Here is a 20,544-nt window from a genome sequence, read left to right as displayed (position 1 = left end):
AGAAACCTTTACTTAACGGCTCCTGCTGCAATACCTTTAATGATGTATTTCTGTGCCAACGAGTAGAAAATAACGACCGGAATAATCGTAAGCGTCAAGCCTGCCATCGCCTGGTTCCATACAATCGTAAATTCTCCGAAGAAATAGAACGTCGATAGCTGAATCGTGCGCAGCCCTTTATCAGAAAGTACAAGGGATGGCAGCAAGTAGTCATTCCATGAAGCAATGACGTCAAGAATTGCTACCGTCACTGTAATGCTTTTCAATAGGGGGAATACAATTCTCCAAAACACGCCAAAGGTGCTGCAGCCGTCAAGAATAGCGGCTTCCTCCAGCGCAATCGGAATTGATTTAATAAAGCCGTGATAAAGAAAAACAGCAATCCCGGCATGGAAGCCGATGTTCATAAAGATCAAGCCTTCATGCGTATTAAGTACTGGCAAATGCAAATAGGTACGAATCCAGTCCATAACCTGCATAAGCGGCATCATTAGCGTCTGGAATGGAATAAGCATCGTTGCCACGAACGAGAAGAAAATGATTTTACTCATTGCATTATCGCGGCGCACAAGCATCCAGGCTGTCATCGAGGCCAGCACGATTACAAAAATAACTGTAGCAACCGTCACATACATCGAGTTACCGAAAACCGTAAGGAAATTCATTTTCTTGATCGCGCCTGCGTAATATTCGAAGCTGAAGCTGGCTGGCAGCGCCAACACATTTTCATACAGCTCGGCCCGGGTTTTGAAGGAGTTGACGAGCATAATGTAAATCGGCGACAAGAACAGCAGTGCTAAAATGACAATAAGCGTGGACACAACGCCGTTTTTTGCTTTGCTCATTACATTTGCACCTCTCTTCGCTTCGTAATAATAACCTGGGTAATCGTCACAATTGCCACGATCACAAAGAACACGATCGCTTTCGCTTGACCAAGCCCGTAGTTGCCGTAGCCGAATATTTCATTGAAAATATTCATCGCAAACAGCTCTGTGGAATGGATAGGACCGCCATTTGTGAGCGACAGGTTGACATCGTATATTTTGAAGGCACCAGATAGTGTCAAGAACAAGCAAATCGTAAAGGAAGGCATGAGCAGCGGGAAAATAATTTTAGTCATGCGATGCCATAAATTTGCTCCATCTACTTTAGCTGCCTCCATCACCTCATCAGAAATCCCCTGAATACCAGCGATATAGATGACCATCGTATAGCCTGCCATTTGCCATGTAAACACAATGACCAACGCAAGCAATGCATAATTGGGATCAAGGAGCCAATTAAAGAAGATGGAGTCTATTCCTGTAGTAGCACCGATCTGTTTAAATCCATCTGTAAAAATAAAACGCCAAATGTAACCGAGAATTAGACCGCCGATCAGGTTAGGCATAAACAGCAGCGTACGCGCAACATTGCTTGTTTTAAAGCCGGCAGTAACGATCAAGGCAAAGATCAAGCCCAGCAAATTTACGCTAATTAAAGCAAACACAGTAAACTTCACCGTATTCCACGCGGAATCAATAAAGCGCTGGTCCTGAAATAATGTTGTGTAATTGTCCAAACCTACAAAAATCTTTGGACTGCTTGGAATGCCGTTCCAGTTTATAAAGGAATAGTAGATCCCGATTAAAAACGGAATAACGACAACAATAAGAAAAATTAAAAACAGTGGCATCGTAAAAAGCAAATACCACAGATTCCCATATTTTTTCGACATTGGGTATCACCCTTTCACTTGACTTGTCTTAAAGGATAAAGAGAAAGCCTAACATCCTTGGAAAGAGTTAGGCTTTCGAAATTGCATGTTCTGTATTATTTAGCAGCTTTCGCCCACACTTCTTCAAGCTTTTGAAGGAATTGCTCTGGTGTCATTGAAGCGTTAAGGAAAAACTCGGAAGTAAGCGGTGCAAGGTCGTTAATAATAATACCTTGTGGGAAATAGTTCAACGCCCAAGGAATCGTGTTGCCCGCTTGTGATGCATTAAATACTTCCTGTGACAAAGGATCAAGTTCAGTTGGCTCGATTGTTGTAACGGCTGGAATGAAGCCGAAATCATTTACAATTGTATTTTTACCTGTGTCGCTAGTATACAGCCAGTCAATAAAAGCATTCGCTGCTTTAATTTGCTCTTGCGAAGCTGTATTGTTAATTACCCAGCCAGCCGGAATATCTACTGCAAGCTTGTCGTTGCCAGCGATAGGCAGCGGCGCCATGCCGATTTCGATTTCATCATAATCAGCTAGCATGCCATAGCTCCAGTTGCCTTGGTGAACAATTGCAGTTTTACCGGTAGCCAAGTCACCCATCTGCGTATCATAGGTTATTTCCATCGGGTTAACGGAATTAGCGCGGATTGCGTCCATCACTTGCGCGAACTCCTGGAATTCTGCAACTTCACTTAGCTTCACTTCACCTTTGTTAAGCTTCTCAATGAAAGCAACAGGATCTTCTTGCAGCGCGAACGGTGTATTAATGATGTGACCGATCAAGAAGTAAGCTTCTTGAGACAGGCTTAGACCGTTGATGCCATCAGCCTTGAATTGCTCAAGCACCTTAACGAGCGAGCTTGTGTCCTTAACAGTCGCTGGATCGTACAATGCCTTGTTGTAAACTAGACCAAATCCTTCAACACCAATAGGCATACCAACGATTTTGCCATCAATTTCAAGCGCCATATTTGGCGAAATGTATTTAGCATACGGCTCATTGCTCATGTCATGATAGTAGGTAGCAAATTTTTCTGCTTCAGCACCTGGCTGTACAGAGAAAATCGTTGGTCCTTCATTAGCAGCCAGCTTTGTTTGCAATTGTGTAATGTATGCATCCCCTGCGGAGCCCCATACCTCAACCTCGTTACCAGTTTCTTCTTTATACTTAGCAACCAGATTTTCAAGCGCCTCGGCAATTTCAACCTTGCTTTGGAATAGCGTAATTTTAGCTTGCTTTTCCGCTTGATTGCCGTTATTACCGTTATTGGTTGCCCCTTCATTTGGCGTGTTGTTCGCGTTATTGCCGCATGCGGACAATACAACTAGCATCACAGACAGCAATAAAAATGCCCATCTTTTCTTCATCATGCTGATACCCCCTATTCGGATTTTCGCTTTCTACAGCTTTATTATATTTTTTAGAGTTTGCTGCTTACAGGTGTTATATTCACCTAAATGAGTAAATTTTGAAACTAATCGTTTTGGGCTTACGGAGCAAAGCATCCTCCAGTCGCTTTTTAAACCCTGATGCTTCTTTGTTTATAATTAGGTGGCATCAGGGTTTAAAGGCGACCCACTTCGTTTTTCGGATGCTTTGCTCCTCCGCTGGAGCCTTCTTGCAGGACCAAGAAGCAAAATAAAGCACATCCAGTAGGAACAGGTAGCATGTTCCAACTAGATGTGCTAATTTATTGCTGCACCTTATGTGTTTTTCTGTAGGTTGTGGGCGATAAGCCGAAGTGCTTTTTGAACACTTTGCTGAAATAGTTCAGCTCTTCAAAGCCGCTTTCAATTGCTACTTCCTGGATCGATAAATCGGTATGCGCCAGCAGTGAGCTTGCTTTCTCCATTCGCAGCTGTGCCAAATAATTCATGATTGTCGTGTTGTATTCTTCTTTGAATTTTTTAGCCAAATATTGCGGTGAGAAATGAAACTTATCCGCCAAGCTGGCCAGTGTAATATCTTCCTTCATATGATCATTAATATAGTTGCGAACGGCTACAATCGGCTGTGTATGGCTTAGCTCTACTTTGCTGTAGTCGATCAGCTCGAGCAAATCGCCAAATATTTGCTCCAATCTCGCCGCCCATTCCTCAAGCTGACTAAGCCAAAGCGGCATCGTTTCATGAAAGCGAACCTCGCTCAATTGGGCGTAAATCCGCATCAGCAGCAAATTAATTTCTACCGTATAATGCTGCAGCTCACGTAGTGTTACAACGCCCTTGGCAGCCAGCTCATCAGTGAACGCGGTGATAAGCTCATGAAGATACTGCTTATTTTTCGTTCGGACTGCCTCCAAAATGACGCGTTCCTTGTCAAAAAAGTAATTGATGGTAACTGCTTTTTCAGTCTGCCTTGCAGTTTGATTCAAAACATTGCAGTTGAGTATAGCAGACTTTTCCTCCAGCAAAGCCTGCTGCAGTCCACTCGAAGCCAGGCTTTGCTTGTGAAAGCCTACAAAGCAGTTCAGGCGCAAAGTTCGCCGCCATGCCTCCTGTAATTTGTGCACCGCCTGTTCAATATCGACGAGCAGCAAGCTCGAGCTGATAAACAAAATAATAAAGGCTTCATACTGCAGCGCATACCATCTCCCAAGCGGCTCAAACAGCTCCTTAATAATGTTATTGATCGCAAAATTAAACAGCTGCTCATCCCGTGCATAATACTGCTTTACGATCACATCCTTATTTCTCGGCAAAAATGTAACGACATAAAACTGCTCGGAATCAATGCCCAGCGAGTCAAGAAATGAAGTCAGTGCTTTGCTGGAAACTTGCTCTTCCTCAATCAAGCTGGCGAAGCGCTGCTCGTTGACGAGGTGGTTAACCTCATTTAAGCGAAAATTGGTGCTTAACTCCTTCAGCCGCGCTTCCTGCTCCTGCTTGATTTGACTGCATGCCTTTTGAATCGCTTTGTCGAGATCACTAATTTTAAATGGCTTGAGCAAATAATCGACGCCATTGGCCAGCAATGTCGCACGTGTATAATTAAATTGCTGGTAGCCGCTTAGCACAATAACCTTGGAGGACCAGCCTTCCTCCCGCAGCTTTTCCAAAAACTGCGGCCCATCCATAATATGCATGCTCATATCACAAATAATGAGCTCAGGCTGATGCTGTCTTACAAGCTCCAACGCCTCCAGGCCATGCTCCGCCATTAATATTTCATTGATCTGATACTGGCTCCAGTCGATAGAAAGCTCTATCCCTTCGCGCACATGCTCCTCATCATCAACGATCAGCAGCTTCATCCTCGTTCCCCCCTTGCTGTTGAATTGGCAAATGCAACGCTACACTTGTTTTCTCATACGGTTTGCTTGTAATTGACCATTTGAACGTACTGCCATAATAAAGCACTAATCGCTTCAGTACGTTGGACAAGCCAATTCCTCGCTTCTCCGTTTCAATGACCTGCTCAATATAGGAAGCTTTTACCTGCTCGATTTGCTGTTCGGTAAAGCCTTTGCCATTATCACTCACTTCTATAAGCAATTCATGCGGCAGCAGCACTATCGACACTGCTATATGAATTTGCCCATTCCCTCGCTCCAGACCATGAATGATGCTGTTTTCTACAATTGGCTGCAGCGTCATTTTAGGCACTCGAATATTTCGGGCTTCATCTGGACATGTCAGCACAAACTGCAGCTTTTGCTTATAGCGACCTTGCTGCAGCACCATATAATGCTCGAGATGCTCAATCTCCTCGGATAGCAAGACATCCTCCTTCTCAATATCCATTGAGTAGCGAAACATCGCAGCAAACTCAGCCAAGCGATCGCTGACCTCACGAGCATTGGACTTAATCGCCAAGGTTCCGATCGATTGCAGCGTATTGTAGAAGAAGTGCGGATTGATTTGCGCTTGCAGCATTTTCAAGCGTGCCTGCGACAGCTCAAGCTGATGGCGATACTGTTTATTCCACAGCTCATCCAGCTCGCTTGCCATTTCCTGAAATCTTATTTCCAGCAAATCCAGCTCGTCGGGTGTTGACGGCTTCGGTTTGCGTTTCAAGCGAAAATTACCCATTTGCAGCTTTTTAATATGCTGCAGCATAAGCTTGACTCTGCGAAGCATATAGTACGAGATGATCGCCGCCATAATAGAGACGAAGATGACCGAAACCGCTTGAATGGACAGCGTTTTGCTCAAGGCCGATGTGCGCGCTTCATTAATGAGCGATTGCGGAATAAGCTTGACAAGCGTAATGCTGAAGCCGTCATCATCCGTATTGCGATAGTAGACGTAGCTGCCTTCATCTGCTTGCAGCTCTCCCTTTTCGGTGCCTGACACCCCATCTTCCAGCTGCAATTGAAGATTATCCTGCCACGGCATATCCTGCTCTGCCAGCTGATCCGTTGAATAGAGCAGCTCCATATCCTTACCGATAAACAAATAAATCGCGCCATGCTCGCTAGTCGTTAATGAAGCAATCATATTGCGAATTTGCGTCGGCTTAACTTCAAAGGTAGTCAGTCCGATAATATCTCGCGTTGAAACATCTATAAATGGCCGATTGACCCGCAGCCTTCTCTCTCGATTGTTAAATGTAACTTGAAATGGCTGCTGCAGCTCGCTATGGACGTAGGACAGATCCTGCCCCTTGAAATCCGGAATCGTTATTTTGGAGTTGTAATTATGGCGAATGTTGAACTGTTTATTCGTGAGCGCGCTTTTATAGGAAACAGAGCTGATCTCACTGTAAGGAGCATAGATTTGCTCCAGCCTTTGGGCGATATAAACGCTTTCTGCAGGCGTTTGCGGCTCTGTAGAGGATAGCAGTCTGACCAGCCCAACATCAGAAAAATACGACAGACCGAGCAGCGACAATTCATGAAAATACGATTGCAAGGAAGACATCGTAATCGCCATGGAATTTTGATTCAACTCTACTAGCTGAGTTTTAATCGCCTTGCCTGTAATCTGATAAGACAAATAATTGGATACAATAAAAGGGATCGTCGTTGCTACGATTAAGCTAATGATGATTTTAGATATAATGCTGCCTTTAATAAGCTTCATCTCAAGCACCCCCTATTACATAAGCTTGCTGCTGTACATTGTAGCATAGCAGAAGCGAAATAGGTAAGTTGGTTAAGTCTGGCAGCATTGAACATAAGAAAACCACATGGAGTAGCACTCGCATGTGGTTAAAGCCGAACTATGACAACGGATGGGGACATTCATCTTATTCGTTGATCCCAAACCTTTTCGCTGCTCTGCTTCGGGCGCGTTCAATTTCAATCTCGCGATTTCGTGGCTCCGCTTTAGTCTCTAACGTTTCCAATAAAGTTTTGGAGATGAGCTGAATTTCATAAACGGCACGATTGAAAGCTGCCTCGTTTGCCTTTGACGGCTTGTTAAAACCCGTTATCTTTCTCACATACTGGAGAGCGGCTGCCTCGATTTCTTCATCAGTAGCAGATGGGGAAAAGTTGAATAGCGTCTTAATATTTCGGCACATAACTATCTCCTTTTAACCTTTTTAATTATTATTTTACTACACGCTTCCGAGTTCTACAGATGGCTGGCGTTTTCAATCCAGATCAAGCGATTGCGCTTTAAGGTGGACAGCTCGCTTTCTGCTGCTCGATAGTCAGACTCCAGTGTGTTGACAATCATCCTTACCTGATGCAGCGCCTCTAGCGTCTGCTCCTGGGCATTGTTGATTTTGCCTTGCACCATCCAATCTGTTATAAGGCCGTCAAACCAGTAATCCGCCATTTTGAGCATGCTGCTAATATCAATTTGAATATTGGTTGATCGCTGCAAATCCGCAAGCTCTTTATGAAAATTCTGCAGCTGGCGATTGGCATGATGAATAAAATTTCTCGCATCGTCCACATGTCCGTGCTTTATATGCGTGCTAATTAGCCCGCCATTGGCCCACATATCCCAGTTGCCCCAATTCTCCGCTTTTTGCAGGCTGTTGGAAGCGTCGGTTAACGATGCCATTACGCCTTTGCCAGCAGATAAAGCCTCGCCGATCTCCTTAAGCAGCAGGCTTTTGTCCGATATTTGCTCCTCCATCTCCTCCAGCTCGCGAGCTGTTTGCGGTGAATTGCGCAGAGCAGCCTCCTTGCGGACCATCCATTCATTGTATTCCGCATGCGCATTGGAGAGCTCGGCAATTCGCTCTCCTGTTTTAAGCAGCTCCTCCTGCAGCTCGGCAAGGCTCAGCTTCGCTTCCTGCAAGCGCAAGGCTGCCGTCAGCACCTGCTGGCGCTCCATCTCCAGCTGCTCCTGCTTGCTTCTTAAAATCGTATGAAATAAATTAGTCAGCGACATCCGCGTCAGCTTCTCAACATCCTGCTGCTCCATCTCCAGCTCTACTTCCAGCTTGACAATAAGACCTTCCTGCTCTCGAATCCGCTTCAGCAGCTCAGCTCGCTTTCCTTCAACTCTCGCCAGCTCATGCTTGCGCTCCCGCAGCGCTGTTATCTGTTCAAAATCATGCACAGCCATCCCATCATCGCTCCTTTTCTTATATACGATACAAGCTATGCGGCAAAGCAATCGTGAAGGTTGTTCCCTGCTGCAGCTTGCTTTCTACTGCAATCGTTCCTTCATGCGCTTCAATCAAGCTTTTTACAATTGCCATCCCCAGGCCAGTTCCATCAGATTGCTGCTCAGTCGTCGTACCACGGTAATAACGATTAAATACTTGCTGCCTGGTTTCCTCTGACATCCCGATTCCATTATCCTGGATCGTTATCATTACTGCACCTGGCTCCACATCGACATACGTATCAATTTTGATTGGTGCTTCATTATGAATAATCGCATTCATATAAATATTTTGCAGCGCCCGTTTTAATAAATACGGATCAAACTCCGCAACGATGTCATAATCTGTTCCATGCAGCTCAAAATGATGCTTTTGAGCGCGCATATCGTTGCTAATATCGGCTAGCACCTGCTGGACAAATGCTACGAGCTGCTGTGCCGTTTTTCGAAGAGGCAGCGATTGCGAGCTGTCAAAGCGCATCGCCAAGCTTAAATCCTGCACCAGCTGCTCCATGTGTGTTCCTTTGTCCTCAATTTCCCGGACGAAATTCATTTGCTCCTCTTTCGACCAATCATATTCAGCATTTAACAGCAGCGTTGAATAGCCTTTAATGTACGTTAGCGGAGTTTTAAGATCATGCGAAATACCTGCAATCCACTCTTGCTTGGCCTGCTCAACCTGCGCACGCTCATGCCTTGCTTGCTCTAGTTGCGTACGCATTTGATCAAGCTGGACAATTACCTCCTGATACAAACGAAAGCGCATTTTCAATTTGCCTTTGCGCGTATAGATCCTTTCACGCTCTTTAAGCGGAGAGCTGTCTTCATTCGCCAGCTGATTGATCCACTTCATAATAAGCAGCAGAGGACTTCCAAAATACCAGCCGAACCATACGATGCAAGCGAATGTATCGACAGCAAAAATAATGACGGCAATCCACTCATACTGCTCATTGTCCATTCCAAGCCTCGGCAATATCCCGTCCATCACAACCGGTACAGTAATTCCAAACAGAATAATTAAAATAAAAAAGCCAAGCAATATATGCTGAATAAAGCGGCTTTGGATTTTCATGACGCATCACCTGCAGGCGGAATAAATTTGTAGCCAATCCCCCGCAAATTTACAATAATCGCCGGCTTTCTTGTATCATCTCCCAGCTTCTTGCGCAGCCTTGCGATATGAATCGTGACTGTCTTCTCCTCACCAAATACATCGGCTCCCCAAACCAGCTCATAAATTTGCGAGCTGGTAAATACACGATTAGGATTTTCACAGAAAAATTGCAGCAATTCCAGCTCCTTAGCGGTAGCCTGAACAGCCTCCCCATTTACAGTTAATAACGCTTCATTGGGCGAAAAAGTGAATGTATCGTAAACATAGCTTTTGCTTTCAACCTGGATCTCTTGTTTCATATAGACGTGCTGGCGCCGCAAAATCGCGCGTACTCTGGCAACGACTTCCAGCGGGTTAAACGGCTTCGTTATATAATCGTCGCCGCCGACACTAAGCCCCGTCAGCTTGTCAAAGTCGCTGGAACGCGCACTAATAAACAGGATTGGCGCAACTGTGTGCTGGCGAATCGCTGAACATAAGGCAAAGCCATCCCCATCCGGCAGCATGACATCCAGCAAAATAAGTTCAAATTCTCTCTCCGCTAAAGCCTTCAACGCCATCGCTTTAGTAGTCGCTGTGACGATATGGGTAAAATGCTCTTTTCGCAGCGTGAGCTCAAGCAGCTTCAAGATACCTACCTCGTCATCCACGATTAAAATGTTTGCATCATCTATCATTAGCTTCCCTCTGTTTTTGTTTCTATTCTAACAAGTTTTTGCTCGCTGTGCTTGCAATCTGCCAAATATTACTCGCTTTTTCCCGACTGTTTACTTTATTTTTACTTTCATCGTTTACGCTTTAAATACGAATTCAAAGTCGTACTTTTGAACATTCGCTTCAGGTACGTAACAATAGGAGGCTGCAAATGGACTATATCATTCAAACTCATCAACTAACGAAATGCTTTGTTGTAAAGCCTGAAATTAACAAGGTCAATATGCGTATTAAACAAGGCGAAATTTACGGCTTCCTCGGCCCGAATGGCGCCGGCAAAACGACGATTATGAAAATGCTATTGAATTTAGTAAAGCCGACGTCTGGAGAAATTTATATTCAAGGTCAGCCTATTGCCGCTAGCTCGTACAAGTACTTAAAGAACATCGGCAGCCTGATTGAACACCCGATATTTTATGAGGAGCTAACCGCGTATACCAATCTGCAAATCCACTGTGCTTATATGGGCTATGAGGATCAAAAGCATTTGATGAAGGTGCTGGACATCGTCGGGCTGCGCAATATTGAAGGGAAGAAGGTAAAGGATTTTTCTTTAGGCATGCGGCAGCGGCTGGCAATTGCACGCGCCATCGTGGCCAAACCAAAACTGTTAATTTTGGATGAGCCAATCAATGGACTTGATCCGATGGGCATCAAGGAGGTACGAGAGCTGCTTGTCATGCTGAAGCAGCAATATGGGATGACCATTTTAATTTCAAGTCATATCGTCACTGAGATGGAATTTATTGCAGATACGATCGGCGTATTGAATCAAGGGGAGCTGCTGGAAGAAATCTCGATGGATGTTCTGCGTGGAAAGCAGCAATCCTTGGAGGATTACTATATTAAACGTATTTATGGAGGTGAGCAATTTGTTTAAACTAATCCAGTTAGAATGGCGCAAGCATCATATGGCCAAATATTTGAGCAGCTTTATCTTCTCTGTTGTTGGCGTTTATTGCTTTGTAGCCTTGCTCTCGCTCGACGCCAAGCATGATATTGACGGAGCAATGGGCTCATTTCAAGAGTTTATGTCTCTCTTAAATACGCTGTCGAACATTACATTTATTATTATAGGCAGCGTTATTTTATCTCGCCTGGTTATATCGGAGTTTCGCAGTAAAACGATGCAGGTGCTGTTTACTTATCCAGTACAGCGCAAAAAGCTTCTATTCGCCAAGCTGATGCTTGCCTACCTATTTACTGCAGCCGGCTCATTTATCGGCGCTTGGCTGATGCAGGTAACAACCTACTTTTTACAGCCTTCACTCGGCTTATTTGAGGGGACTGTTACTGCTCAGGATTTGATCGCGACGCTGCCAAAAACGGCGACAAATGCATTAATGGTTGGCGCGATCGCGTTAATACCGCTGTTTTTCGGGATGCGGAAAAAGTCTACTGCCGCTACCATTACATCAGCCTTCGTTATCGCGGTTTTAGTAAACACCACCGTTTCAGATGGAGGTGAAACGTTCAGCTTGGCAAACATCGTCATCATTCCCATTGTCCTCGCGCTGCTCGGTGTCGGGATCGCCTATTTATCGTTCCGCAATATAGATGCAAAGGATGTCAGCTAGGTTTTTTCTAGTAAAGAGCGGCAAAAAGCAAGGGAGCAGCGGAAGAAAACCTCGCCTGCTCCCTTGCTTTTTGATACTTCAAGGGCTTTTAGTCGCTTGAAGCCTTTATTTTAGCCTTTATATGCCTTCAAGAAATTAACTGCAAGGCGGATATCCGCTTCCGGATTACTGCCAACCTCGCGTTCAATTGTCAAATATCCTTTGTAGCCAATATCGTTCAGCGCCTGCAGATAGCCGTTCCAATCAACACTGCCTTCGCCAAGCGGCACCTCGCGGAAGGTGGCGCCATTCTCTACCATGTCTGCAATTTTATCGTGATCCAGCTCCGCTTCATAGCCGTACATGCCATAAACCTCACGCGGATCGACTGGCCCCAGCTTAATGCCGTCCTTGGCATGCGTATGGACAATATAATCCTTCAGCGTATATACCCCTTGAACCGGATCATCGCCAGTTACCATTACCATATTGGCTGGATCAAAATTAACAGCTACGCCTTTCGTGCCAAGACCATCGAGAAATGACTTCAAATGCGAAGCTCTTTCCGGTCCTGTTTCAATGGCGAAGTACGCGCCCATGCTGTCAGCATAGCTGCTCAATTCTGCGCAAGCTTCATGCATCGTTGCATAAATTGGGCTGTTCACATCTTCAGGCACAATGCCGATATGCGTCGTAACGACATTTGTGCCAAGCTCTAGCGCCAGCTCCATAATGCGTTTCGATTTTTCGATTTTCTCTTTATTTTGCGCAGGATCCTGAAAGCCGTGTCCTCCAAGATCGCCAACTAAAGCGGAAATTTCCAATCCTAATGAAGCGATATAGGACTTCCACTCCTGACGTGCCGCTGCAGTTAAATTGGCTGGGTCAAACTCTCCTTTAACCGCATAAATTTGCACGCCATCTGCGCCTACATCCTTCGCTTTCAGCAGTCCTTCCTTTACACCCAAGCCAAAGCTGTCTACGATCACACCGATTTTGTTCGTTACTACTGGCTTTGTCATAATATCACGCTCCCTTTTATTTATTACACATATTCGATCCGACTGTCCATAATGATGCCACCGTATACTGCTTCCAGGCTGCTACAGCTCTTCCCACATCCGTTTTATATAATCGAGGCCAAGCTTGGTTCCCCGCTTGCATTCCTCCATACCTTCAAACTCTATGGAAATATAGCCGTCATAGCCGCTATCCTTGACAATTTTTACAATGCGCGGCATGTCGATATCGCCTTGGCCCACGATCGCTCCTCTCAACCAACGGCCGCCACTGGAAGTAAACCACCCTTCCCCAGGCTGCAGATCGGCTGGACGAATATAGAAATCCTTGAAATGAACCATAGAGGCGATCTTAATATTTTTCGCCACTGCTATAACAGGATCCTCGTCTGCACAAAGAAAATTTCCGATATCAAGCGTTGTACGGAAGTTGTCGCGCGCAACGGCATGAACAATAGCCTGCACCCGATCACTGTGCTGGACGAAGAAGCCATGATTCTCAATACTCGTCGTAATACCACGCGTTGCAGCATGCTCGGCAATTTGCCGGCAAGCATCGACTAGGCCCGGCATTTCCTCAAGAAAATGGCTGATTGAAATATCTTCAGCTTTGGCTACATCATGGCGCATCCGCTTAATGCCTAGCGCCGCACAGGCATCCACCTCGCGCTTCACACGCTCGATCTCCAGCGCTCGTGCTTCCTCATCCAAGCCTGCAAAATTAGCCGGAATCGCATAGCTGGACAGCTCCAGGCCTGCATTGGCTGCCGTCTTTACGATCGTATTGATCAGCTCAGGCTGTTCAACCAGATTGTAGCCGATTGGAACGATTTCCGCATGCTCTGCTCCAAGCTCGGCAATCGTTTCAATAACGCCTTCCAGTGTTAATTCTCCCGACTTATAAGCGGAATATAGGCTGTACGTGCTAATTCCAAGTTTCATCGTTGGACCTCCTCGCCCTTGGGACGCTTTGTTAAATACCATTTAGCCGACCTGCTTCTAGTCGTGCTGCGGCTGTGCTACCTCGATCCATTCGTCGCGGTGTGCAAGCGCGGTCTGACCTGCTTCAATTAGCGCGATAACAGCGAGTGTTTCGGCTGGCTGAACAGGGGGCTTGCCGTCCTCGAAAAATCGCAAAATCGCATCCATCAACTGCATAAACATATCCGAGCATTGCGGTATGAAGCTGCCTTCTCCATCCTTAAGCTGAATGATCGCCTGAAATGGAGCGCTTTTCAGCTGCAAATAGGAGGCTTGGCGCCCGCCGCTGAACTCGACAATGATTTGGCGGCCATGCTCCGTGGACAAGCTTTTCAATCGGTTTGCCCCAGTGCCCATCAATGTCACGATCATTTCAAATTGGTGGACCGCGTAGTTGGAATACTTGCCAGGACCCGATACCGCTAAATAGTCGATAGATTCTGCATCCAGCTTGGCGGCATGCTCTTGAATTTCAAGCGCATAGCGCAAAGCAGAGGTCGAGAATAGCGGTGTGCTTCCCGCTTCAGCATGCTTGAAAATCCGCTGCGCCGTTGCCAGATCAGGTGCAAACGTCTTGTCCATATAGACCGGCTTGCCGGATTGTAGCGGCAGTCGAGCCAAACGCTCATGATGCTCTGGATGATCCGGCGACAAAATAACAATCGCATCGGAAAGCTCAATCAGCTCTTCAATTGTCGCTATGCGCTGTACACTTTGCGCTTCACACCATTGATCTGTCGTCATGCCGTCAGACTTGTCAATCTCAGCCCAAGCGTAGGCTACGTCCCAGTCAAGGCCAAGCTGCTTGCTGCGCTCGCGTATCCATGCCGGATAGTTGTTGGCATGCCATTCATCCAAATAATAGTCGATAAAGCCTATTTTTTTCATAGGCTCACCTCTTTGCCTTTGGCAGCAGATTCATATAGTGCATCCATAACCTGAGTTGTAACGAGTGTATGGTCGATATTAGCGCGATTTTTCTCTATCGCAGTGATCGATTCCAGGAAGGACTTAACCTCAGCGGCAAACATATCCTCCTGCGCAAAGGTAGCAGCCGTTTCATACAGCATACCGTTTTTGCTTGTATATAATGTGAATTCGCCGCCGTATTGCAGCTTAATGCCAGCCTTGCTGCCAAGGAATTCTACAAACATCGCCTTTTCACCGATATTTTGCGCCCATGCGCCGTTCAAGCTGATCGTTGGTCCTGAGGTACGGATTAAGCCCGTTACGAAATCCTCAACATCAAACGTTCCATCCAATACAGGCGGGCCTGCCCACATGCTCGTATAAACATATTCCTTAATTTGACGTCCCAGCTCTCCATAAGCTGCGCCGGATACGGTAAGCGCTTTTGTATTTTCGCCAAGAATATAGAAAATAAGATCAAGGAAATGCACGCCCCAATCAATTAGCACGCCACCGCCAGATTTGGCTTTGGACGTGAATGGGCCGCCAAGACCAGGAATTGAGCGATGGGAACGGAATGAGCAGTACACATGATACAAATCGCCAAGTTCCCCTGCTTCCACCAGCTCTTTAATTTTGTTGACAGCCGTATTGAAGCGGTTGACTACACCAATGTTAAGAATTTTATTATTGCGATCTGCCGCCTGCTTCATCTCCAGCGCTTCGGCAAAGGTCATAGCAGCCGGCTTCTCGCAGAGCACATGCTTGCCCGCGTTTAAAGCAGCGATAGAAATCGGCGCATGCGAAGCATTCGGCGTACAAACCGATATCGCATCAATCTCGGGATCAGCCAGCACCTTTTCCAAATCCGACGTCGTATGCGGCACATTATATTCCGCGGCCAGCTCATCCGCTCTTTCAATAATGCCATCCACCAAATATTTAATCTCCGCCAAACCACTTTTCACATAAGCTGGCACATGCTGTGTACGTGCGATCTGACCACAACCAATAACGGCAACTTTCAATTTACTCATATTATTTGGCCTCCAATTTATTTGATTTACAGCGCTTAGGAGCAATGCATCCTCAGCGCTCAGGAGCAATACATCCTCAAGTCGCTTTTTAAATCGTAATGCTCTTATTTGAATTTTAATAGGTCGCATTTCGATGTTAAAGGCGACACACTGCGTTTTTCGGTATGCATTGCTCCTTCGCTGGTGTCTTTTTTTCTTGTTTGTTGAGCTTCGATGTCCAATAAACCCCAAAGTTCCTCAGCGCTGCGGAGCAATGCATTCCTACAGTCGCTTTTTAAAGCGTAATGCTTCCTTGTTTAATTTTATGGTTGCATTTCGATGTTAAAGGCGACTCACTGCGTTTTTCGGATTGCTTTGCTCCTCCGCTGGTGCACGTTTTTCACTGTCAAGACAATGAATGCTTGCATGATACTAGAAAGCGAGAAGCGAGCGCGGCGTAGAGCAGGGCTACGTGGGCACCTAAAATATCTGTCTAGTAAATTCCTCGAGGCTTACGTGAAGGTTTAAAGAATCTAGGTAACGTTAATTTGTCAGATTGGTGTTTATCAAATTCTAATGAATTTACATAACGTTAATGACGAGAAACTACCTTGGTTACAGTGAAAATCATAGAATAAGACGCTACATATTCATTAGAACCGAAAACAGCTTCATTTGGCTCAAATAACGTTCCCTAGTTTCCTTAGCCGCACTCGCCTCTCAGCCCGCCCACTTCGGAAGCATAATCCTTCGTTAGCGTTCAAGCGTCACCGTCGACTAAGCTACAACGCCCAGCATCGTCATCAAAGTCGGATTTTTGGACCTCCCCTTCCAATGAAAGTTCAAAAATTCGGCTTTCAGGACCAAAAAGATGGCACGATACTAGAAGGCGAGGAGCGCAGCGTAGGCAAATTGCTACGTGAGCACCGGAGCCTTCGGTAGCGTGACATATTCGACGTCGAATACGCTACAATGCCCTACCTCGTCATCAAAGTCGTTTTTTTGAACATCCTCTATCTTGAGATGTCTCGAATTTCTTTTCCCATCGCCTCAAGTACCTCCCCCTCCGTAGCTAACGGCGTGTCGCCGGCTACGGTATGGGCCAGCATGGCTGCGGCTGCGGCGAACTCGACTGTATGCGATGGAGATGCGTTCTGCAGCTCGCCATGAATAATGCCGCTCGCATAAGCGTCGCCTGCTCCTACGCGGTCATATACGGCAAAGGTAAGCTGGTTGGAGAAATGAAATTCTCCTCCCTTATACATATAGCCGGTCAGCGAATGGGTGTTGTCGCCATTAATGCTGCGATGCGTGCCGGCTACGGTATTCAGCTTGTAACGCTGTGCTGCTTGAGGGATGAGCTCCCGCAGCTGATCTGCTCTATTCTGCTCACTGGTCGTCATGCCAAGGATATGGATGGCATCACGCTCGTTCATAAATGCAATGTCGGCAAGCTCCAGCATTTCCTCGTAATGAGGCTTTGCCAGCTCGTAGCCGCCGTCTCCCCAAAGCGATGGACGGTAGTTACAGTCGAATATAACGGTCTTGCCCGCAGCTTTTGCAGCGCGCCCCAGTCGCTTCATTGCAGCACGCACGCCATCGTTCATTGCGAGTGTAATACCGCAAAAATGTATCGCGTCGATTTCGGCGACCGCTGCTTTAAACCATTCATCATCGAACTCGGCGGTATTGAAGCTGCTGCCCCAGCGATCTGTATAGGTTACTCGGCTGGGCCTTGCACCAAAGCCGTGCTCGAGAAAGTAGCTTCCGATATAGCGACCACCGCGAGCAGCATAATCCGTTTGTATGCCTAGTCGCCGCAAGTAGGCAATCGCTGCATCGCCAAGCGGATTGTCCGGAAGCACCGTCAGCAGGAAGCCTTTGTGTCCATAACGAGTTAAGGCTGATACGACATTGACGCCAGTACCAGAAAAGGAATAGTTCAAGCTGCTGCTTTGCAACAATGTTGCGTAGCGCGGCACCTCAAGCCGCATCATCACCTCTCCAAAGGCTGCAACTCTACTCATAGCGATCAACCAGCGTTTTAAGCGAATGATACAGCTTGATTACATCCTCAACCTTCGTTGCTCCAGTAGCAGGATCAATAATCGAGGTGTACACATGCGGAATAATTTGCGGTACGCCAGCCTGCAGTGCAATTTCGACGATCTCAGCAAAATTGTCCAGATCAATGCCGCCTGTCGGTTCAAGCGCAAAGCCTTCCTCGCCGCAAGCGCGTGCCACTGCCCGATATTCCGCTTCCAGCTTTAGTCCGCCCATCGGGTAATATTTCAGCGCATTTCCGCCCATATCGCGCACCAGCGCAATGGCAGCCTTGACTGGAACAATTGCCTTGTCTTCAATAGCGCTGCTTGCTACGCCTGTAGAGATGTTTACATAGCCCGGCTTGCCGCAAGGCGATACAAGGCTGTTTACCCAGCTGTCTCTTCCATTAAGATTGGCGCGGGTTGCACCTACAGCAGGGAAAATTTGATTAATATGCGCGCCGACATAGCTCTTTACGATTTCCGCTACGACAGCAGCTTGACGGTTATCGCCTGCACCGAGACCGATCGATACCGCATCGTCAATCGCTGCCCCATACTCCTTCATTGCTTCTACAGCCGTTGCCGCATCAGGATATGACTTGGATAAGACGCCAACCAATACATGACCTTCCGCCGCTGCAAATACATCCTTGGCATTGGCGATCGAGTTCGTTAATACATTTAATGCCGCCTTGCCTTTATATAAACGTTTATTCATATTGCTCATGTCCTTATCCCCCAATTATTTCGCGTATTCTGCTGGCAATTACCGAGATGTCATCCCCCTGCAGGGAGCGAGGGTCAATGTCGAAATAGCCTTGCTTAACACCGTAATCGCGCGTATAAACAGCAATCTCGCCCTCACGCAGCTGATCATTGACCTGTGCAGCATTAACACCAGCCTTGCTCTCGTCAATCCGAATGCGGCTGCGGAAAATAGCGCGGCCCGCTTCATCCTGCACGATGCTGACCGAAACGCCTGGCAGCTCGGACAAGCTGTCCAGCTCAGCGAGAGCTGCCTTCTCCTGCTCGCTGTTATCCTGCTTGACCAAGTATTCGTCAAGCGCCTGCAGCAAGCCAAAGATGCTTTCCTTGCCAACCTTCATGCTGCGCCCGATGCCGTGCAGCTGAGTTCGCACCCAATCGGTGTAAGGCAGCTTGCCTGCTACAATTCCAGATGTCGGGCCTTCGATTGCTTTCGAGCCGCTGTAAATTGCCAAATCCGCAACGCGAACATATTTGTGCAAATCCTCTTCAGCTGCAGCATCTACGATGAACGGGATGCCATGCCGCTTCGCCAGCTCGCTTACTTCCTCTACAGAGGCCATATTTTTTTGCACGCAATGATGCGATTTGACAAATAAAATAGCTGCCGTCCGCTCGCCAATCGCCTCTTCAATATGCTCCGTGCGGCCTTCGTTGGCGTAGCCAACCTCAATCAAGCGACCACCGCCAAGCGCAATCATCGTTTCTACAGGGGCACCGTACTGCACATTATGTCCTTTGAACATAATGATTTCGTTGGCATAGATCGGGTCCTGATGCAAGCGAAGGCTCGCCCGTGAAAGACCTTTGGTCACCATAGCCGCTACAGACAATGCAATCCCGCTCGATGCGGAATTGACGGCTACCGCTCCTTCTGCACCAAGCAGGCGGGCAATATGCTCACCGGATTTGACAACCAAATCCGCCATCTCCACATACTTTTGCCCTCCTTGCTTCACTGCCTCCATCACCGTATCCGTTGGTGCGGATACCCCTAAAATGCTCATCCTGCCGCTCGCATTGACAACCCGCTTCAATCCGTATTTAGCATGCATGGTATGTGCCACCTGCCACCACTCCTTGTACTTTAATAAATTCGGCTGCGACTCTTTCCTGTCCTTCTGAATCGATCAGCGTCTTTTGCCCTCGCACCACCTCAAACAGTGTTAAATCTGCCGGGCCTCCTACCTGAATGCTGCCCAGCTCAGGCCGTCCCAGTCTGGCAGCAGCGTTTGCCGTTACCATCGACACCACTTCATCGAGGCTGTAGCCCAATAGCAAAAACTTGCTCATCGTATCGGCGAGACTGTATACCGGCCCATTCAGCCGATTGTTGCGATAAATATCTGTACTGATCGTATGCGGATGTATCCCCGCTGCTTTGGCCTGCTCTGCCACCTTGAAGGAAAAGCTGGCCGTCCCATGCCCTACATCCAGCTTCACGCCTCTGGCAAGCGCTGCACGCAAGGCTGGAACAGGCTGGCCTGTTTGATCAAATAAATTGTTGGCCTTGCCGTTCAAAAAATGCGTAATAATATCGCCCTGCTGCAGCAGCTCTATTACTTCTTCAATCGCAGGCGGACCTGAGCCGATATGAACCATTAATGGAAGTTTATAGCGCTCGGACCATTGACGTGCAACCTTAAGCGGCTCCAACCCCTGCTCCTTCACGACGCTGCGGCTAATTCTAGCTTTCAATCCTACTATAAAATCTTTATGCTCCATAAGTGCATGCCTAAGCTTTGCTTCATCCAACCATTTCATATCGGACAGCTCATCAATCCGCTGCAAGCCGATATGCGATATATTCAAAAATGATAATACCCGTGTCTGCGCTTCTGCCGCTCTCTCCCGCAAGGCCGCAATTTTGTCTGCCCCACAGCTGCCTGCATCTGCAATTGTCGTCACGCCCAGCTTGATACCGATCTCATCAATCTCATCGCCATAAGGCGCAAGCTCGGCCATTGCGTGCACATGCAAATCGATCCAGCCCGCTGACGCCAAAAGTCCTGAGCCATCGATTGCTTGTTCGGCCTTTCCTTGTCCGGGAGCAGTAAGCTCGCATATTTTGCCATCTGCAATTACAATATCGACTGCCTTGCCACCTGCCAGCGTAACATTTTGCAGCACCCATGACATATGCCTTCTCCCCCATTCCTTTCCAAATGTGTTCCCAGTAAAAGTAGATCCTTCCGGACT

Annotated in this window: 18 protein-coding genes and 1 pseudogene; 2 read left to right on the top strand and 17 right to left on the bottom strand. The window is 47.0% G+C overall.

Going from position 1 to position 20,544, the window contains the following annotated elements:
• Nucleotides 1–8: 8 nt before the first annotated feature.
• From KJS52_RS22800 to KJS52_RS22760, 9 genes are all read right to left on the bottom strand, one after another.
• The gene (locus KJS52_RS22800) at nucleotides 9–845 is read right to left on the bottom strand and encodes a carbohydrate ABC transporter permease (protein WP_213519605.1); all 837 of its coding nucleotides are present in this window, start codon (nucleotides 843–845) and stop codon (nucleotides 9–11) included.
• Entirely contained in the window at nucleotides 845–1,720 is an 876-nt protein-coding gene (locus KJS52_RS22795) for a carbohydrate ABC transporter permease (RefSeq protein WP_213519604.1), read from the bottom strand. Before KJS52_RS22795 ends, KJS52_RS22800 begins: the two co-directional genes overlap by 1 nt.
• Nucleotides 1,721–1,815: 95 nt before the next feature.
• The gene (locus tag KJS52_RS22790; RefSeq protein ID WP_246563882.1) at nucleotides 1,816–3,078 is read right to left on the bottom strand and encodes an extracellular solute-binding protein; all 1,263 of its coding nucleotides are present in this window, start codon (nucleotides 3,076–3,078) and stop codon (nucleotides 1,816–1,818) included.
• A 323-nt stretch (nucleotides 3,079–3,401) separates the two neighbouring features.
• Complete coding sequence (locus KJS52_RS22785) at nucleotides 3,402–4,964, bottom strand: helix-turn-helix domain-containing protein (protein ID WP_213519603.1); 1,563 nt, start codon at nucleotides 4,962–4,964, stop codon at nucleotides 3,402–3,404.
• Nucleotides 4,945–6,735: a sensor histidine kinase gene (locus KJS52_RS22780; protein WP_213519602.1), complete on the bottom strand. Its 1,791-nt coding sequence runs from the start codon at nucleotides 6,733–6,735 to the stop codon at nucleotides 4,945–4,947. The genes KJS52_RS22785 and KJS52_RS22780 overlap by 20 nt, the downstream gene beginning before the upstream one ends.
• Before the next feature lie 166 nt (nucleotides 6,736–6,901).
• A complete protein-coding gene (locus tag KJS52_RS22775) occupies nucleotides 6,902–7,177 on the bottom strand; it encodes a DUF2277 domain-containing protein (protein WP_213519601.1) in 276 nt (91 codons plus the stop codon).
• Between the two features lie 53 nt (nucleotides 7,178–7,230).
• On the bottom strand, nucleotides 7,231–8,178 hold the full coding sequence (locus KJS52_RS22770) for a hypothetical protein (protein WP_213519600.1): 948 nt from the start codon (nucleotides 8,176–8,178) through the stop codon (nucleotides 7,231–7,233).
• Nucleotides 8,179–8,197: 19 nt separating this feature from the next.
• On the bottom strand, nucleotides 8,198–9,295 hold the full coding sequence (locus tag KJS52_RS22765; RefSeq protein WP_213519599.1) for a sensor histidine kinase: 1,098 nt from the start codon (nucleotides 9,293–9,295) through the stop codon (nucleotides 8,198–8,200).
• Nucleotides 9,292–10,011, bottom strand: coding sequence for a response regulator transcription factor (locus KJS52_RS22760; protein ID WP_373871386.1), 720 nt, complete (start codon nucleotides 10,009–10,011; stop codon nucleotides 9,292–9,294). Before KJS52_RS22760 ends, KJS52_RS22765 begins: the two co-directional genes overlap by 4 nt.
• Nucleotides 10,012–10,202: 191 nt before the next feature.
• On the opposite strand from KJS52_RS22760, the pseudogene KJS52_RS22755 reads away from it, so the two are divergent.
• Together KJS52_RS22755 and KJS52_RS22750 are read left to right on the top strand one after the other, a co-directional pair.
• A pseudogene (locus KJS52_RS22755) lies at nucleotides 10,203–10,874 on the top strand (ATP-binding cassette domain-containing protein); the annotation flags it as partial.
• Between the two features lie 49 nt (nucleotides 10,875–10,923).
• On the top strand, nucleotides 10,924–11,628 hold the full coding sequence (locus KJS52_RS22750) for an ABC transporter permease (RefSeq protein ID WP_213519596.1): 705 nt from the start codon (nucleotides 10,924–10,926) through the stop codon (nucleotides 11,626–11,628).
• 110 nt (nucleotides 11,629–11,738) lie between these two features.
• On the opposite strand, the gene KJS52_RS22745 is transcribed toward KJS52_RS22750, so the two are convergent.
• The 8 genes from KJS52_RS22745 to KJS52_RS22710 form a co-directional block, all read right to left on the bottom strand.
• Complete coding sequence (locus KJS52_RS22745) at nucleotides 11,739–12,629, bottom strand: sugar phosphate isomerase/epimerase family protein (RefSeq protein WP_213519595.1); 891 nt, start codon at nucleotides 12,627–12,629, stop codon at nucleotides 11,739–11,741.
• Nucleotides 12,630–12,710: 81 nt separating this feature from the next.
• On the bottom strand, nucleotides 12,711–13,568 hold the full coding sequence (locus KJS52_RS22740) for a sugar phosphate isomerase/epimerase family protein (protein WP_213519594.1): 858 nt from the start codon (nucleotides 13,566–13,568) through the stop codon (nucleotides 12,711–12,713).
• Between the two features lie 57 nt (nucleotides 13,569–13,625).
• The gene (locus tag KJS52_RS22735; protein WP_213519593.1) at nucleotides 13,626–14,495 is read right to left on the bottom strand and encodes a Gfo/Idh/MocA family oxidoreductase; all 870 of its coding nucleotides are present in this window, start codon (nucleotides 14,493–14,495) and stop codon (nucleotides 13,626–13,628) included.
• Nucleotides 14,492–15,553 (bottom strand): Gfo/Idh/MocA family protein, encoded by a 1,062-nt coding sequence (locus KJS52_RS22730; protein WP_213519592.1) that lies wholly within the window; start codon nucleotides 15,551–15,553, stop codon nucleotides 14,492–14,494. The genes KJS52_RS22735 and KJS52_RS22730 overlap by 4 nt, the downstream gene beginning before the upstream one ends.
• A gap of 992 nt (nucleotides 15,554–16,545) precedes the next feature.
• On the bottom strand, nucleotides 16,546–17,559 hold the full coding sequence (locus tag KJS52_RS22725; protein ID WP_213519591.1) for a sugar kinase: 1,014 nt from the start codon (nucleotides 17,557–17,559) through the stop codon (nucleotides 16,546–16,548).
• The gene (gene dagF, locus KJS52_RS22720; protein WP_213519590.1) at nucleotides 17,552–18,307 is read right to left on the bottom strand and encodes a 2-dehydro-3-deoxy-phosphogluconate aldolase; all 756 of its coding nucleotides are present in this window, start codon (nucleotides 18,305–18,307) and stop codon (nucleotides 17,552–17,554) included. Before dagF ends, KJS52_RS22725 begins: the two co-directional genes overlap by 8 nt.
• A gap of 4 nt (nucleotides 18,308–18,311) precedes the next feature.
• Nucleotides 18,312–19,412, bottom strand: a complete 1,101-nt coding sequence (locus KJS52_RS22715; protein ID WP_213519589.1) for a DgaE family pyridoxal phosphate-dependent ammonia lyase — start codon at nucleotides 19,410–19,412, stop codon at nucleotides 18,312–18,314.
• Complete coding sequence (locus KJS52_RS22710) at nucleotides 19,390–20,484, bottom strand: amidohydrolase/deacetylase family metallohydrolase (RefSeq protein ID WP_213519588.1); 1,095 nt, start codon at nucleotides 20,482–20,484, stop codon at nucleotides 19,390–19,392. The genes KJS52_RS22715 and KJS52_RS22710 overlap by 23 nt, the downstream gene beginning before the upstream one ends.
• Nucleotides 20,485–20,544: the final 60 nt, after the last annotated feature.

It is taken from the genome of Paenibacillus montaniterrae (assembly GCF_018403185.1).
GTDB classification, from domain to species: domain Bacteria; phylum Bacillota; class Bacilli; order Paenibacillales; family Paenibacillaceae; genus Pristimantibacillus; species Pristimantibacillus montaniterrae.
The sequence above is the reverse complement of the archived record's forward strand: the minus strand, read 5'-3'. Positions and strand labels throughout refer to the sequence as shown.

What these genes read in the sequence shown, in the direction of transcription:
- KJS52_RS22740 (WP_213519594.1), bottom strand. Translation starts at nt 13,568, where the DNA reads ATGAAACTTGGAATTAGCACGTACAGCCTATATTCCGCTTATAAGTCG.
- KJS52_RS22735 (WP_213519593.1), bottom strand. Translation starts at nt 14,495, where the DNA reads ATGAAAAAAATAGGCTTTATCGACTATTATTTGGATGAATGGCATGCC.
- KJS52_RS22710 (WP_213519588.1), bottom strand. Translation starts at nt 20,484, where the DNA reads ATGTCATGGGTGCTGCAAAATGTTACGCTGGCAGGTGGCAAGGCAGTC.
- dagF (WP_213519590.1), bottom strand. Translation starts at nt 18,307, where the DNA reads ATGAGCAATATGAATAAACGTTTATATAAAGGCAAGGCGGCATTAAAT.
- KJS52_RS22765 (WP_213519599.1), bottom strand. Translation starts at nt 9,295, where the DNA reads ATGAAAATCCAAAGCCGCTTTATTCAGCATATATTGCTTGGCTTTTTT.
- KJS52_RS22790 (WP_246563882.1), bottom strand. Translation starts at nt 3,078, where the DNA reads ATGAAGAAAAGATGGGCATTTTTATTGCTGTCTGTGATGCTAGTTGTA.
- KJS52_RS22785 (WP_213519603.1), bottom strand. Translation starts at nt 4,964, where the DNA reads ATGAAGCTGCTGATCGTTGATGATGAGGAGCATGTGCGCGAAGGGATA.
- KJS52_RS22725 (WP_213519591.1), bottom strand. Translation starts at nt 17,559, where the DNA reads ATGAGTAGAGTTGCAGCCTTTGGAGAGGTGATGATGCGGCTTGAGGTG.
- KJS52_RS22780 (WP_213519602.1), bottom strand. Translation starts at nt 6,735, where the DNA reads ATGAAGCTTATTAAAGGCAGCATTATATCTAAAATCATCATTAGCTTA.
- KJS52_RS22795 (WP_213519604.1), bottom strand. Translation starts at nt 1,720, where the DNA reads ATGTCGAAAAAATATGGGAATCTGTGGTATTTGCTTTTTACGATGCCA.
- KJS52_RS22745 (WP_213519595.1), bottom strand. Translation starts at nt 12,629, where the DNA reads ATGACAAAGCCAGTAGTAACGAACAAAATCGGTGTGATCGTAGACAGC.
- KJS52_RS22775 (WP_213519601.1), bottom strand. Translation starts at nt 7,177, where the DNA reads ATGTGCCGAAATATTAAGACGCTATTCAACTTTTCCCCATCTGCTACT.
- KJS52_RS22800 (WP_213519605.1), bottom strand. Translation starts at nt 845, where the DNA reads ATGAGCAAAGCAAAAAACGGCGTTGTGTCCACGCTTATTGTCATTTTA.
- KJS52_RS22730 (WP_213519592.1), bottom strand. Translation starts at nt 15,553, where the DNA reads ATGAGTAAATTGAAAGTTGCCGTTATTGGTTGTGGTCAGATCGCACGT.
- KJS52_RS22770 (WP_213519600.1), bottom strand. Translation starts at nt 8,178, where the DNA reads ATGGCTGTGCATGATTTTGAACAGATAACAGCGCTGCGGGAGCGCAAG.